At 57.8% G+C, this 14,955-nt stretch carries 14 protein-coding genes and 1 tRNA gene; 10 read left to right on the top strand and 5 right to left on the bottom strand.

All coding sequences use genetic code 11. From position 1 onward, the window contains the following. Positions 1-487: 487 nt before the first annotated feature. Complete coding sequence (locus C4J92_RS14425; RefSeq protein ID WP_124404331.1) at positions 488-1,390, bottom strand: AraC family transcriptional regulator; 903 nt, start codon at positions 1,388-1,390, stop codon at positions 488-490. A gap of 102 nt (positions 1,391-1,492) precedes the next feature. Between C4J92_RS14425 and C4J92_RS14420 the strand changes: the two genes are divergently transcribed. From C4J92_RS14420 to C4J92_RS14400, 5 genes are read left to right on the top strand one after another with little or no spacing between them, the layout of a single operon-like run. Continuing rightward, on the top strand, positions 1,493-2,053 hold the full coding sequence (locus tag C4J92_RS14420; protein ID WP_124367191.1) for a carboxymuconolactone decarboxylase family protein: 561 nt from the start codon (positions 1,493-1,495) through the stop codon (positions 2,051-2,053). A 40-nt stretch (positions 2,054-2,093) separates the two neighbouring features. Beyond that, entirely contained in the window at positions 2,094-3,155 is a 1,062-nt protein-coding gene (locus C4J92_RS14415; protein WP_124370846.1) for an acyl-CoA dehydrogenase family protein, read from the top strand. Next, positions 3,152-3,955 (top strand): ABC transporter ATP-binding protein, encoded by an 804-nt coding sequence (locus C4J92_RS14410; RefSeq protein WP_124404330.1) that lies wholly within the window; start codon positions 3,152-3,154, stop codon positions 3,953-3,955. Before C4J92_RS14415 ends, C4J92_RS14410 begins: the two co-directional genes overlap by 4 nt. Beyond that, the gene (locus tag C4J92_RS14405; protein ID WP_124404329.1) at positions 3,942-5,141 is read left to right on the top strand and encodes an ABC transporter substrate-binding protein; all 1,200 of its coding nucleotides are present in this window, start codon (positions 3,942-3,944) and stop codon (positions 5,139-5,141) included. The genes C4J92_RS14410 and C4J92_RS14405 overlap by 14 nt, the downstream gene beginning before the upstream one ends. Further along, positions 5,138-5,908, top strand: a complete 771-nt coding sequence (locus C4J92_RS14400; protein WP_124404328.1) for an ABC transporter permease — start codon at positions 5,138-5,140, stop codon at positions 5,906-5,908. Before C4J92_RS14405 ends, C4J92_RS14400 begins: the two co-directional genes overlap by 4 nt. Positions 5,909-5,956: 48 nt before the next feature. Here C4J92_RS14400 and C4J92_RS27230 read toward each other — a convergent pair whose 3' ends face one another. Further along, entirely contained in the window at positions 5,957-6,091 is a 135-nt protein-coding gene (locus C4J92_RS27230; RefSeq protein ID WP_256657411.1) for a hypothetical protein, read from the bottom strand. 173 nt (positions 6,092-6,264) lie between these two features. On the opposite strand from C4J92_RS27230, the gene C4J92_RS14395 reads away from it, so the two are divergent. After that, on the top strand, positions 6,265-6,459 hold the full coding sequence (locus tag C4J92_RS14395; protein WP_124363023.1) for a hypothetical protein: 195 nt from the start codon (positions 6,265-6,267) through the stop codon (positions 6,457-6,459). A gap of 13 nt (positions 6,460-6,472) precedes the next feature. Here the strand turns inward: C4J92_RS14395 and C4J92_RS14390 are convergent, their stop codons facing one another. Next, a complete protein-coding gene (locus C4J92_RS14390) occupies positions 6,473-6,853 on the bottom strand; it encodes a fe2+ zn2+ uptake regulation protein (RefSeq protein WP_124404327.1) in 381 nt (126 codons plus the stop codon). Between the two features lie 236 nt (positions 6,854-7,089). On the opposite strand from C4J92_RS14390, the gene C4J92_RS14385 reads away from it, so the two are divergent. Next, positions 7,090-9,369: an acylase gene (locus tag C4J92_RS14385; RefSeq protein ID WP_124404326.1), complete on the top strand. Its 2,280-nt coding sequence runs from the start codon at positions 7,090-7,092 to the stop codon at positions 9,367-9,369. A 213-nt stretch (positions 9,370-9,582) separates the two neighbouring features. Next, a tRNA-Cys gene (locus C4J92_RS14380) sits at positions 9,583-9,656 on the top strand. A 275-nt stretch (positions 9,657-9,931) separates the two neighbouring features. Here C4J92_RS14380 and C4J92_RS14375 read toward each other — a convergent pair. Together C4J92_RS14375 and C4J92_RS14370 are read right to left on the bottom strand one after the other, a co-directional pair. Beyond that, positions 9,932-10,747, bottom strand: coding sequence for a hypothetical protein (locus C4J92_RS14375; protein WP_124404325.1), 816 nt, complete (start codon positions 10,745-10,747; stop codon positions 9,932-9,934). A gap of 67 nt (positions 10,748-10,814) precedes the next feature. Beyond that, positions 10,815-11,264, bottom strand: coding sequence for a hypothetical protein (locus C4J92_RS14370; protein WP_124404324.1), 450 nt, complete (start codon positions 11,262-11,264; stop codon positions 10,815-10,817). A gap of 716 nt (positions 11,265-11,980) precedes the next feature. On the opposite strand from C4J92_RS14370, the gene C4J92_RS14365 reads away from it, so the two are divergent. Both C4J92_RS14365 and C4J92_RS14360 read left to right on the top strand, forming a co-directional pair. After that, positions 11,981-13,189: a hypothetical protein gene (locus C4J92_RS14365; protein ID WP_124404323.1), complete on the top strand. Its 1,209-nt coding sequence runs from the start codon at positions 11,981-11,983 to the stop codon at positions 13,187-13,189. Between the two features lie 449 nt (positions 13,190-13,638). After that, positions 13,639-14,913 (top strand): PD-(D/E)XK nuclease family protein, encoded by a 1,275-nt coding sequence (locus C4J92_RS14360; RefSeq protein ID WP_124404322.1) that lies wholly within the window; start codon positions 13,639-13,641, stop codon positions 14,911-14,913. Positions 14,914-14,955 lie beyond the last annotated feature (42 nt).

The raw sequence follows: 14,955 nt of genomic DNA, 5'->3' as shown, positions 1-14,955 counted from the left end.
TTTATTCAGGAAGCACGCGTTATCGTTGACGTTTTTCGCGAGCAAGCTCGCTCCTACAGACGGTGGTGTACGCTTAACTGACGGGCATTAGGGCTTGCCCCCGATAGCCATAGGTATCTACACAACTTTGTAGCAGCCAACGGTAACCACGATGCGGAGCGAGCCGCCCTTGATCTTGCTCTTGATCTAGGCGCCCCAAATCACTGTCGGATTACGGGCACACCGAGCCTAGGCGAGGTGCCGAGTGGTGGGGCAAGAGCCCTTTGGTTACTTTGGGGCTCTTTTCCAAAGTGACCCGCCGTAAGGGCGGAACCCTAAGCCGCCGTTACCGCAGCAACGGATATGTACTCGCTTTGATCCAGCATCCTGGTCGGCTGTCAGGCCGCCATCGGGAGCAAGCCCCCTCCCACAGTTTGACCTCATCCACTCAGGCAGGTGGAGGCCGACCATGGCGTCTGTGCGCCGCGCCGGGTAATGGATTGCGGCGCTAGCTTTGCGCGCGGCGGTAGGCGCCCGGTTGTTGCCCGGTGACTTTATGAAAGGCGCGGGTAAACGCCGCCACCGATTGATAGCCCACCGCCAGCGATACATCCGCCACGGTCTGGTCTGCCTTGAACAACTGGCAGGCGTGGCGCATGCGCATCATCAACAACACTTGGCCCGGCGATTGTCCGCACAGTTCATTGAAACGTTTGAAAAACGCCGAGCGTGACAGCCCGGTGCAGGCGGCCATGCTTTCCAGCGTCCAGTTTTCGGCCGGACGTGCAATCAGCTGTTCCAACAAATTGGAAAATGCCGGGTGCCGAGCGAGTGCCGCCAGCCCGCCCAATTCGGTGTTGTCGAGCACTTGTTGACGCAGCACATACAGAAACAGCAAATGACATAGGCGTTCGAGCAAGGCCGAGGAGGGCGCCGGTTGGCGCTCGCACTCTTGCAGGATCAGTTCGAACAGATTGCGCGCGGCAGTCAACGACGGGTCGCCAGCGCGCAGGATGATCCAGGCGGGCAGGTTGTCGACGATCATCGCCGACAGCCCGGACTGGAAATGAAAGAAGCCGCAGACCAGGCCCACCCCGTCCGTGGCGTGGCGGTCGAGCGCCAGCATCGGGCGGCGCGGGCATTCCTGCGCGCCCTGCGCAGTGTCTGCACCGGACAGCCGATATTCCAGGTCGCGCAGCAGGAATACCGCATCGCCGTTGTTCAGGTACTGCGCCGGCTGGCCGTGGATGTGCAGCCAGCATTCGCCTTGCACAATCAGATGAAAACTCGCCCTGGCCAGCCCATGGGTGCTCGCGTGCCAGTCGCCGCAGTAGCGGCCGACGTGGAACAGGCTAGTGTTGAGTTCGAGGCTGTCTAATAACCAATCGACGAGTGCGCTGGACGAATTCATCTAATGAAAAGACTCTAGAGCAAGTAATCGCTACTTTAGCCTATTGAGCGGTTTTTTTATAACCAACAGACTGGAGTCATTCACCCATGAGGAGACCACTCCATGTCCCGCGTACCGCTGCTCACCCCTGAAACCGCGCCGCAAGCCGCCAGGCCCTTTCTGGAAAACGCGCTGAAAGGCTCGGGGTTCATTCCCAATCTGCTCGCCGTGCTGGCCAATGCTCCGGCCGCGTTGGAAACCTACATCACCGTTTCCGGCCTGAATGCCAAGTCGGAACTGAGCCTGGCTGACCGCGAAGTGGTGCAACTGATCGCTGCCACCCAGCACGGTTGCGATTTTTGTGTGGCCGGGCACACCGCCGTCGCGCGTAACAAAGCCAAGCTGCCCGAAGACGTGATTGACGCGCTGCGCCAGCGCGGTGAGTTGCCCAATGCGCGCTATGAGACACTCGCTGCGTTCACCCGTGAAGTGATCGCTACCCGTGGCGATGTCAGCGATGCAGGCTATGACGCGTTCCGCGCCGCCGGCTACAGCGACGGGCATGCGCTGGAAGTGATCCTGGGCGTCAGCCTGGCGACGCTGTGCAATTTCGCTAATGTGTTTGCGCGCACGCCGCTGAACCCGGAGCTGGCGCAATACCGTTGGGAAAAACCGGCAAGCTGAACCGGCGATGGTCCACCTGTAGGAACAAGGAGAAACGTACATGCTTGACCCAATCTTGAGCCGTTGGCTCGATGTTCAAGCGCAGGCCCTGGATGTGGGCAGTTGCGATCCACAGGAAGTGCTGCCACGGCTGGCAGAGGCCAATGTGTTGCGCGTCGGCGTGCCCAAAGCCTTGGGTGGCCTCGGCGGCGACGTGGCCGGGGCCGTGGAGGCCATCGCCAATATCGCCAGCCATTCCCTGGCGGCCGCGTTCGTCTGCTGGGGCCAACGCTCGTTTATCGAATACCTGCTGCAGAGCCCTAACGCGCCGCTGCGCGAGCAACTGCTGCCGGACTTGCTCAGCGGCAAGCTGGCCGGTGCCACCGGGCTGTCGAATGCGATGAAGTTCCTGTCCGGCATCGAGACGCTGCAGATCAGCGCCGAACCCAACGACCACGGCTGGACCCTCAACGGTCGCCTGCATTGGGTGACCAACCTGCGCAAGAGCGGCTTCGTCGCCGCTGCGGCCGTTGAACACGCGGCTGGCGGCGCGCCGTTTATCCTGGCGATTCCAGATTCGGTGGCCGGCTTGCAGCGCTCCCGCGACCTGGAGTTGCTCGGGCTGCAGTCGAGCAATACCGCCGCCCTCGGCCTGGAAGGCGTGGAGCTGAGCCGCGACTGGTTATTGCATGAGGACGCGCGCCAGTTCCTGCCCGCCGTGCGCCCGGCGTTCCTGGGTTTGCAATGCGGCCTGTCGATCGGGCTGGCGCGCCGCTCCCTGGCGGAGGTGGCTCATCATTTGGGCGCTTCGCGCACCGTATTGCGCGAAGAACTCGAAGCGCTGCGCGTGACCCTCGATCACCTGGTCAACGAACTCAAGAACGGCCTGCTGGCCGGGCGGTTCGCCGCTGAACCGGTGCCGTTGTTCAAGCTGCGCATCGCCCTGGCGGAAACCGCCGCCAGCGCTGTGCAGCTGGAATTGCAGGCCAGCGGCGGCAAGGCCTATCTCACCGCCCATGGCAGCGGCTTTGCCCGGCGCTGGCGGGAATCGGCGTTTGTGCCCATCGTCACGCCCAGCTTGGTGCAATTGCGCACCGAATTGCACCGCCAGGCCAACCTATGAGCCCGGCGGTATTGACGGCGCAGGGCGTTTGTTTAGGGTATGCCAGTGGCCTGGTGTTGGAAGGCTTCGACCTGCAGTTGCAGCCCGGCGAAGTGGTGTCGATCCTCGGCCCCAGCGGGGTGGGCAAGTCCAGTCTGTTACGTGTGCTGGCCGGTTTGCAGGCGCCCCAGGGCGGCAGCGTACACGTACTGGGGGAGCCTTTGAATGGCCCGCATCCTCGGGTGGCGGTGGCGTTTCAGGACCCGAGCCTGCTGCCGTGGCTGAACCTGGAAAAGAACGTCGCCTTCGGCCTGGATTTCGCCCGGCAACCGCACCTGGGCAATGAACAGCGCCGCCAGCGTGTGGAGCATGCGATTGCCGCTGTCGGCCTGGAACACGCCCGTCACCAATTTCCCGCGCAGCTGTCCGGCGGCATGGCCCAGCGCACCGCATTGGCCCGCTGCCTGGCCCGCCAGCCACAGGTGTTGCTGCTCGACGAGCCCTTCGGCGCCCTCGATGAAGTGACCCGCGCGGACATGCAGCACCTGTTGCTCAAGGTCAATCGCGAACAGGGCTCGGCGGCTGTGCTGATCACCCACGACATCGACGAAGCCTTGCTGTTGTCTGACCGCATCCTGCTGCTGGGGAACCGCCCCGCGCGCACGTTGGGCGAGTGGCAAATCGACTTGCCGCAACCGCGTGAGGACCAGGTCGAAGCCATTGGCGCGCTGCGCATCGACATTCTTAAAACCCTGCGGCAGGCGAGCCGCCCTCAACCCAACCCCCTTGATCTGCTGGAGCTTAGCCATGTGTCTGGATGACCTGACCCACTCGCGTCGCGACTTTCTCAAACTCTCGGCGGTGCTCAGCGCTGCCGGTGCCTTGCCGCTGCTGAGCAGCCTGCAGGCGCGCGCCGCCAGTGAGCCCGACGCGCCGGTGCGCATCGGCTACCTGCCGATCACCGACGCCACGCCACTGTTGGTCGCGCACAATAATGGGCTGTTCGAAGCCGAAGGCATCAAGGCTGAACGCCCGGTGTTGCTGCGCAGCTGGGCCCAGGTGATCGAAGCGTTCATCTCGGGGCAGGTCAACGTGATTCACCTGTTGTCGCCCATGACCGTGTGGGCGCGCTATGCCAGCAAGGTGCCAGCCAAAGTGGTGGCATGGAACCACGTCGGCGGGTCTGGCCTGACCGTGGCGCCGGGGATCACCGACGTGAAGCAGCTGGGCGGCAAGTCGGTGGCGATTCCGTTCTGGTATTCGATTCATAACGTGGTGGTGCAGCAGTTGTTCCGCGATAACGGGCTGACGCCGGTGGCACGCGCGGCGGGCGGTGCGATTGGCGCCAATGAAGTCAACCTGATCGTGCTGCCGCCGTCGGACATGCCGCCGGCATTGGCCAGCAAGCGCATCGACGGTTACATCGTCGCCGAGCCGTTCAACGCCCTGGCCGAGAACCTCAAGGTCGGCCGGGTGCAGCGCTTTACCGGCGACATATGGCGCAACCATGCCTGCTGCGTGGTGTTCATGCACGAACATGACCTGACCAACCGTCCTGAATGGTCGCAGAAAGTGGTGAACGCCATCGTTAAGGCCCAGGTCTGGACCCGTGACCATCGCGAAGAGGCGGTGAAGCTGCTGTCCAAGGACGGCCCGAACCGCTACACGCCGCATGCCGAACCGGTATTGAGCAAGGTGCTCGCGCCTGCCGCCGCCGATCGCGCCGGGTACCTGGCCGATGGCGCGATCCAGCACGCCAACTGGGACGAACACCGCATCGACTTCCAACCTTACCCATTCCCCAGCTACACCGAAGAACTGGTGCGCCGCCTCAAAGACACCTTGATCGAAGGCGACAAGCGATTCCTCGCCGACCTCGACCCGGCGTTCGTTGCCAAGGACCTGGTGGACGACCGCTTTGTGCGCAACGCCATCGAGGCCGTCGGCGGCATGCAGACCTTCGGCTTGCCCGACGGTTACGCGCGGCATGAGGAGATTGGCGTTTGAACAACGGAAAAACCGGCGCGTGGCCGGGCTGGGTGCTCGGGTTCGGCGGCCTGGCCGGATTGTTGGTGTTGTGGTGGCTGGGGGTAAAACTGTTTGGCGTGGCGGACGGGCTGTCGGCGCGCTTTTCCCTGGCGGCGACCTTCAGCAGCCTGTGGGAATTGCTCGGCCGCGGTGAGGTGTATGTGCACATCGCGGTGAGCCTCAAGCGCATCTTCGTCGGGCTGTTCCTGGCCTTGCTGGTGGGAGTGCCGCTGGGCTTATTGGTAGGCAGTTCGCGCAAGCTGGAGGCGGCGACCACGCCGGCCTTCCAGTTTTTGCGGATGATCTCGCCTTTATCGTGGATGCCGATCGTGGTGATGCTGATGGGGGTGGGGGACCAACCGATCTATTTCCTGCTGGCGTTCGCCGCCGTGTGGCCGATCATGCTCAACACGGCGGCGGGGGTGCGCCAGCTCGACCCGCGCTGGCTGCAATTGAGCAAGAGCTTGAGCGCGACGCGCTGGGAGACTTTGCGCCGGGTGGTCATTCCGGGCGTGGTGGGGCATGTGTTGACGGGCGTGCGCCTGGCCATCGGCATTCTGTGGATTGTGCTGGTGCCGTGCGAGATGCTTGGGGTCAGTGCGGGGCTGGGGTATTACATCCTCGATACCCGTGACCGGCTGGCGTATTCGGAACTGATGGCGATGGTGTTGCTGATCGGGCTGCTGGGGTTTGCGCTGGATGCGTTGGCGCGGTGGCTGCATCAGCGCTGGGTGCATGGCGGGTAGCGGTTTTTCCAGGGTGAGCGTCTCGCCGGCAGCGAGACGCTCGTTCATTCAGCGGTGCTCGTAGCCTGGGCCGCCGCCGTAGCGATGGTCATGCCAGCCGCCGCCACCTCGTGGGAAAAAGAAACAGCCGCTCAGGGTCAACATGATCAGCAAGGGAATCAGCAGGGTGATGCGACGCAGCATTTGGGCAATCCTCCAGGGGCTCACAAGGTCAATCGGGCGCGGAACGAGCCAAAGCTTTTCATCGCCTGTAACATGAGACCTTGCCGCCCTGCGTCCATCCCCGTTTTCGGGTATGTGCTTGGCATCTGCGGCGATACACAGTGGATACATTCTTTAAGGTTCAGGAACTCGTCATGACCCAGAAACAACGCTTGAAATACTCGATTCTGATTGCCCTGGCCGTGCTGGCCTCGATGTTCGGCCTGTCCTACCTGCAGAACATTGGCGCCATCAGCGAAAAAACCTTCCAGTACCTGGCCATTGCGATTGCCGTGGTGGTGGTCGTGATCAACGGCATCATGCGTCGCAAGGTCAAGCCACACTTCTGATGCGCGCGTGATTTCAGGCGCGTCCCTCGAGCACTTTGGCGGCCTCTTCGTGGAGGCTGTAGCTCTTGTCGGCATTGAGGGTGATCACGCCCTCGCTGCACAAGCGCTTGAGCACCTCGCGCACACTGAGAAATGACAACGGGATGCCCAGCTCCAGCAAATGGCTGTGCACGCCGCGCACGCCGAGGGTGCGCTGGTTGCCGGCAGCGGTGAGCAGGGCGTCGATGACCTTCAGCCGGATCAGGCTGGTGCGCAGACCGAAGCATTTGAGCAAATGGCGAATACGCTGGTTGCCCTGCTGTTCGGGCGTTTTGCCGAACCCAGGGGGGGGGTTGCCGACATTGGCCTCGGCGGTCGATGAATGTCCATCCGTGGGCACTTGCGGGTTGTACATGCAAAACTCCTTATCAGAGCCTGATCAGGAAAATGATGGTGCTCTTATTCATTAAGACGAACGAACGCGCAAAATCATGAAGTGCAGGATGTAGAAATTTTGTCGATATCGGGTTTGTCACAGTGCGAGCGCCCGGAATAAACCGCCCACGCCATTAAATTATTTTCGGTTGGCTGCGTCCTTACGGTGGGGGAGTTGTCCCTACCGAGGGTGTTCAATTTGACTGTGGAGTCGGCGTGATTATTTTCAACGGGTTGTCCAGGGTATGCGTGGCAGGGCTGTTGCTGGGAATGAGCCTGGCGGCATCGGCGCGGGAGCCGGTGGCGCAGGCGTCCACAGAGATTCGGCGTACCACCTACGGCGTGCCGCATATCCGCGCCAATGATGAGCGCGGCCTGGGTTTCGGCATCGGCTATGCGTATGCCCAGGACAACCTGTGCCTGCTGGCCAATGAAGTGATCACGGTGAATGGCCAGCGCGCCCGGTTCTTCGGCCCCGAGCAGGCAACCTTGGAGGAACGCAACAACCTCGCCAGCGATGTGTTCTTTACCTGGCTCAACACACCGGACGCGGTGGAGGCGTTCTGGAAGGCGCAAACGCCGCAGATCCGCCAGCGTATCGAAGGCTATGTGGCCGGTTACAACCGTTATCTGAAAGAGCAGGGCGCGCCGGCGCAGTGTCAGGCGGCGTGGGTGCGTCCGCTGGTCAAGGAAGACCTGATCAAGTTGACCCGTAGGCTGCTGGTAGAAGGCGGTGTCGGCCAATTCGCCGAAGCCTTGGTGGGCGCGACGCCACCCCAGGCCACCGCCGCCGTGCAGCCCGACGCCAAGGCGTTCGAAGTGGCCGCTGCCAATCAACAGCGCTTCACCCTCGACCGGGGCAGTAACGCCGTGGCGGTGGGCCGCGATCGCTCCTTCAATGGGCGTGGCATGTTACTGGCCAACCCGCATTTCCCGTGGGTGGGCGGCATGCGTTTTTACGAGATGCACCTGACGATCCCCGGCCAACTGGATGTGATGGGCGCAGCGCTGCCAGGGTTGCCGGTGGTGAACATTGGCTTCAACCAGCACGTGGCCTGGACCCATACGGTGGACACCTCCAAGCATTTCACCCTGTATCGCCTGACGCTCGACCCCAAGGACGCCACCCGCTACCTGCTCGATGGCAAGTCCGTGCCCCTGGATAAAACCACGCTGACGCTGCAGGTCAAGCAGGCCGATGGCAGCGTCAAGGACGTCACCCATACGGTCTACAGCTCGCAGTTCGGCCCGGTGGTGCAGTGGCCCGGCAAGCTGGATTGGGACAACCATTACGCCTTCAGCCTGCGCGACGCCAACCTCGGCAACGACCGCGTGCTGCAGCAGTGGTACGCCATGAACCGCGCCGGTAGCCTCGCAGAACTGCAAACTTCGGTGCACACCCTGCAAGGCATCCCCTGGGTCAACACCCTGGCCGCCGATGATCAGGGCCAGAGCCTGTACATGAACCTGTCGGTGGTGCCCAACGTCAGCGCGGCCAAACTGGCGCAATGCAGCGACCCGCGCGCCGGCCTGCAAATGATCATGCTCGACGGCAGCCGCAGCGCCTGCGCCTGGGACATCGACCCACAGGCCGCCCAGGCCGGCATTTTCGCCGCAGCCCAATTGCCGCAACTGCAACGCACGGACTATGTGCAGCATTCCAACGATTCTGCGTGGATGGTCAACCCCAAGGCGCCGCTTACCGGCTTCTCCCCGGTGATCAGCCAGGACAACATCGGCCTCGGCCCCCGCGCCCGATTCGCCCTGCAGCGCCTGCAATCCCTGGAGAAACAACCCATCACCGTCAGCGCCCTGCAAAACATGGTCATGGACAACGAGGTGTACCTTGCCGGGCAAGTCATGCCTGACCTGCTGCAGTTCTGCGCCAAACAGCTGGGCAACGATGCCGTCGCGCTGCAGCCGCTGTGCACCAGCCTGAAAACCTGGGACCAACGCGCCAACCTCGACAGTGGCCTGGGCCTGGTGCACTTCATCAACCTGGTGGAACACCTGCAGCAAATACCCGATGCCTGGCGTGTCGCCTTCGACCCGGCCCACCCGCTGACCACCCCCAGCGGCCTGGCCATTGACCGCGCGCCCGTGGCCAAAGCCCTGCGCGAAGCCATGCTGGCCTCAAGCACCGCAGTCGGCAAACTCGGTCTGAGCCGTTGGGGTGACATCCAAGTCTCCGGCCAAACCCCGATCCACGGTGGCCCGCAGGAGTTGGGCATCTACAACGCCATGCAAACCGTACCCCGCGCCGACGGCAAACGCGAAGTCGTCAGCGGCACCAGCTATCTGCAAATCGTCACCTTCGACGACAAAGGGCCCCAGGCGGTAGGCGTACTGGCGTTCTCCGAGTCCAGCAATCCCGAGTCAAACTACTCCAAGGACCAGACCCAGGCATTCTCCGAGAAAACCCTGCGCCCACTGCCATTCACCGACGCCCAGATCAAGGCCGACCCGCACTACCAGGAGCAACGCATCCAGGAGTAGGGCAGGCACGCAACCCCTTGATGCCAATGCGAAATATTTTTGAAATCAAGGGGTTGCAGGCAAAAGCAAATGAGTACATAATGGCGCCCATCGAACGCAATGAAGCATTAAAAACTTCAATGTATTCAATGAGTTAGAGTAGAGGCGCGCTTCACATAGCCCACTCAAGTTTGTATGCGATGAATGCCGGCAACACAGGCATTGATCGTTTGAGGCCGAGTAGCAAAATGGTTATGCAGCGGATTGCAAATCCGCCTACGCCGGTTCGATTCCGACCTCGGCCTCCACTCTTGGAAACCCCGTAGATTAACGTCTACGGGGTTTTTTATTGGGTGGGATTTGGTTATCTATCCGCTGAAAGGTAGTGCTGGGCAGGAGAAGGGCTGCGACGATCACCGTCACGAACTGAGTGGGGGCGGTGATCGAGAGGTCTGTGGCGAAGGTAGCTTTCGGCCAAAAGCGGCCATTAGCCGACATTTACGAAAGACGGCTTTCGACCCAGAGTGTGTAAAAACGCTCCGTCATTGATCCGTGCAACGACACATTGGTTGCTTTGGACGGGTCAGACCGTCGAACGAGCAATCGCTTTTTCTAAGACGGCTCGTAACATCTGCTCCGGTGATTGTTCCTTGTTGAAGAAGCTCGGGGACAATTTATCAGAGTCGTTTTCAGTCGATTGCCTGAGCAGGGCGAGCGGCCCCGATTGTCCTAACTGCTCTTGGTAAAGATTTTTTATACTGTCCCTAAAGCCATCAGGGTATGCCGCTTTCTCGACCCCTGGAAGATCATCGAAATAGTCCATGATGCCTTTGAAGATTTCACTGTTGTCACCGCCGTTCGTTATATTGGCGTACAACTTGGAAAAATATGTTTCATCCTGCTTACTAAGCTCCCCATAAGCGGCATATCGTTCTGCATCCGTATAGGTTCCTGAATCATCATAAACTATATTGCTTAGCCCGTTTCGGGCCATACCTTCAAATGGGTTTGGAAGTCTTTCTGGGGGGAGCTTAGACAGTCCAACTGCGTAATCCAGTGACTGCTGACCTAACGCCAAACGGACAGGGTCGTCTGTTTTGGGAAGTAGATCCTCATTATTAAGATTCCCACCAGCAATCCGCTGCCCGAAATTGTACATATCGCTCTGACCTTTTGCATATTGTCCTTTTAAATCCCTATTGGACATAGAGGCTTGTTTGTCATCAGCGTTACTTAATGCGTACAGTGCCCGTGCAGAATCGGAGATTGTGACGGTCTCGGTCGTTTTGGGGGCGGCATACCCTGAAGGTAAATTTACAGGGTTGGAAGAAGGAAGCTTCTCTTGTGTAGAAGCCTTTGCCTGTGTACTTGCTTGATACGATTTGATCGAAATATCCATGGTAATACTCCATGTGCTGAAGAGCTCGAGAGCTATCTTCAGCTAGGGTGCCTATACAAATGTCGGATTATTTGATTTCAAATTCGACAGTGTAGTTATAGGGAGGCGCCGATTGAATTGCTGTGATATTGGCGTTGCAAGTAGCGTTATCGGAACCAGTGCTACTGCCCATTTTAGTCCAGCTAGGGGCTTTAGTCGTTGGATTGACCTGGTGGCTTGCTGCAAAACGACATTTCTTATTACCTGAAGTATAGACGAATCGCATTCCTGAAACCGTATCCGCGACACTGGTCAGGGCAAATGTCGTCGTTGCAGAAGGCAGAATCGTACTTGGGGCGGGCGCTACACTCCCAGAGAAGTACTCGAAAGTGTACGCGGCTGGACCGGTCGTAGAGTTCTTCACCTTCACGGTGACGATTGTGCCTGCTTGGGCAGATGCAATCATAGAGGCGAATAAAGTTGCTGTCCCGAACAGTTTAGCGAATCTCATAAATATCCCTTTAATTTTGATAGTCACTATAACTCTTGTCCTTCCGCGTCGTCTTGTATAGAAAAACAGCAAGACTCAACCTTTATAGCGGCAGGTAACCAGAATTCTTTAAGCCAAGGGTTGCTGTTTTTAATACGTCGGATGAATAAAGATTTCACAACCTACAGGAACTAACACATATCCAGCCTGCAACCCTTAAATTTCAATAGCTTGCGCAGTGGTCCTGGGGGCCGCTACCGGCTATCACCATAGTCATAGTGCATAGGTTGAGTTACCAATTTTTTCGCCATTGCCCGTCGGCACCACTATGCCCGGCTCGTTTCGGTAGAAAGATGACCGCCTGTCGATGCGCAGAGGTTGCTGGCACGATTCAGCAAATGATTTCCATGTCTTCGGTCTCCCACCAGCGCTGACGTGCCTAATAACACATTTCCAATGTGAGAGTGAGAAGAGGCCAGTCGGGTAGGCCAGCGGTCTGGACCCAAAGCTGACGGCGGCGAAAGGCAGAAATCGGCCAAGAGCGGTCACCAAAAGCCGTCAAAATCCGAAGGTGACTCTCACGCATGGCTTTACCTTGCAAATTGAGAAAGTTTTGAGCTACCGTCACGACTGCGCTGGTGCGGCGCATTGAAACCTGAGAGGGACGCACTTTTGTACTAATGGCCCCTGTATGAAATTCCCATTTCTATGCGGGCCGATTTTTCTGACCGTAAGGTGCCCAAGTAGGCATCAAAGGCTAAAAAATGGCGTTTTCTCTAATTCGCAGTCTTACTGCGTCCGTTGTTCGTAACGTCTCGGCATTGAAGCGTGACGCCAAGCGTCTCCAAAAAAACTCCCAGCTGGTTTTTGGTACTGAGTATCCACTCAAGGTATGCCAGCACGCCGTGGCGGTATCTCGCGGATTTCGCTCACTTACCGATGTTGAAAATATCTCTCGACGGTTGGGACTGGAAAAGAACGCACCGTTCTGGTCGATTCTTGGGCGAAGCGATAACCATCAAGCAGCATTGAGTGCTCTGTACCAGCTTGGCCTTGAGTACTCAGAGAACGGCCCTGTGGTGTTCACTGGCAATCAACGACACTCTATAGTTCCAGCCCTTACATTACTGTTTGAGGAAATGAGTACACGAAAGTTGCCGGGCCTGATCTTGGTAGAAACACAGGCAGAATCAGTTCAGGAAACCCTGGTTTACGACGGGGTTAAGGCGCTAGGGTTAGACGAAATCTTTGAAGGGTTCCGCTCACTGGATTTGCGAGAAAGAAATCTTCCTGTATCGCTATGCACAGAGTCCAGATGCTGGGTTTCGGCAATTCTGAATGCTTTTGACCTCGAGATTCAGTCAGAGCTGCAACGGTCTGACTGGGCAATATCTCTAGAAACGAGCGCTTTTGAAAATGCCAAGTCGCGCAGACAGGTAACCCAATCAAAGAACTTTGATGCCATTCCGTTCTACTCGGTAAAAGAGGCGGCATATCAACTGGTCTATGGTTGCGGGTGGCCTTTATGGATAGACGACAATGCTAAAATGGCTTCCTTCCCAGAAAAGCTGGATGAGCATACAGCGAAAGTTTTGCTACATCTAATTGGCGAGCTAGCAGAGCGTAACTTCTCACTTGGTGTTTCTTGTGAACATGAGAGCAGTTGGCGCCCGTACGTTGTCCTCTTCTCAAGGAACGACCCAGCCAGTGAGGTACTAGCTGGCGTTGTTCACTCATATTATTCTTGGTGCCAACCTCGCGAAATTCCAAGTCCGATACTTTATGTATCAGACGGGGCATCGCCTTATGCCCCCCGATTCTTGTCGTTCGGTGGCAACACCGCAGTAGTTAATGGTCTTGACGGGATTCCTGATGGAAAGCAGCCAGGCCAGTTCTATGGCTACAAAAATGCACTCAAAGTTGTCGGCTCGCCAGAAGGTCTGACGTACATGGGTAAGCGCGTTTCTCTGTAGGGCTGAGAAGCATATGGGCCAGGTTTGGGTCGAAAATGGACGCTCGTAAGCGTCTGTTTTTGGCCGATTTTGTTGAAAAAGTCGGCCATGGTTTCCGTAGCAGAAAAGTATGCGTCCGAGATTGAAATCTTTATTTTTAGCAGAGGTTTCCAGTCGCAGATTTCACGTAGCAGCGTGTAAAAATGGCGTTTTCACCGGTCAATGATCATGCAGTTTTGGATGACCGGTTTTTTCAACACCATTGGCCGATAGCTGACGCTAACGGTCGACATTTTATCTGGGGCTGCCGTAGGGCGTTAGCTGCCTGAGCCGACCAGTACATCAATCGCGCCGACAGCACCGAAAAGAATGGAGGTACGTGGCTACACCGACAGCGGGCACAGCCGCTTACCAATCAGCACCATGGCGTGTACGCTGCAAGGCCCCATTTTACCGTCTAAAGAAACGCCATGTCCTTGGATTCCCTTGTTGATGCCCTCTTCGCCGATTCCGATGTGCAGCGCATGCTCGCACTCTCTACACACAGCGAACCACTTCAAATTTGTTACCCAAAAGAAGTGAACATCTCCCGATTTTTGGCTTGGCTGATTGACCCAACGCAAGGTCACGGGTTAGGAGACCAAGCGATCAAATCGATGCTGACCCGGGCCGGCTTGTCTGCCGAGAAGGTGAACCTTAGTCTTAATGACCGGCGGTTTCTTGCTGCGGCGAATATTCATACCTTGGCATTTTCATCCATCGTCGTCATTACGGAAGCCGAGCTAGGATTACCTGGAGAGAGGCGGTACGTAGACGTCCTAGCGGTCGACCCAGCTGCAAAGTTGTATGTCGCCATCGAAAACAAATTTGGCCATTTCGAAAGCAAGGACCAAACCAAAACTTATTACAAAGCGCTTCGCAAACTATTCCCGAGCTTTCGTGGGATCCATCTTTATTTAGACAGTAATGACCATGAGCCAGAGGATGGTCATTGGGTGCCGGTTAATTACACTTGGCTGACGGAGTTTATAACGCAGGTTGAGCAGCTGACTTGGGTCGCACCACATGTCAAAGCTACCATGGCGCAGTTTCGTTCTGCGGTTCAGGAGGAAGATGACCTAGCCGAGGGCACCGCCGTAGGTACTATCGTGACAACGGTAGCGAGCCGGCATGGAGAAGTTTTGGACGCGCTGCACGAGATCCTGACGCCCAATGCACCCCGATCCCGAGCTAAGGACCTAGCCGCACTCCTCAATGGAGTGAGCTCGGGGAACGATGCCAAAGCAAATATCCGGCTGTTTCAACTTTATAGTCGGCGCCCTCAGGTCTGGGACAGATGTCTCAAAGAACGCAAGTTCGCCAAGTTCTATCATGTCTTGCGTGCCCAGTTTAGTCATCTAACTGCCGACCCTCGTCGAGTAGTTACATATTTCAGCCTCAAGGAGTTCGAGCGCTTACTAGACCCAGATCTAGGCACTTTTTGGGCTGCCGCGATCAGCGTCCGACAAGACGGTGAGCACTTTCGTGTCACAACGTTCTTATCGTTAAGCTGTGTGAAAGCAGAATATCGAACTCAGCTGCTGAATATAGCCAAGCTGGAGCGTGCTCGAAATTACATTCGCCAACCTCGGCGAGACGATGGGAATATCACGATCCGAAAGGGCGCAAGCCTCCCGCGCGTCAAAGCTGTTGAAGACGCCTCTGCACAACTCCAAGTCCTACGCGGCTTGCTCAAGGACATCTGACCCTTAGCCAACGGCAGCTATGGGTCGAAAGCAGTCTTTCGT

Source organism: Pseudomonas sp. R3-18-08, assembly GCF_003852065.1.
Lineage (GTDB): Bacteria > Pseudomonadota > Gammaproteobacteria > Pseudomonadales > Pseudomonadaceae > Aquipseudomonas.
The sequence above is the reverse complement of the archived record's forward strand: the minus strand, read 5'-3'. Positions and strand labels throughout refer to the sequence as shown.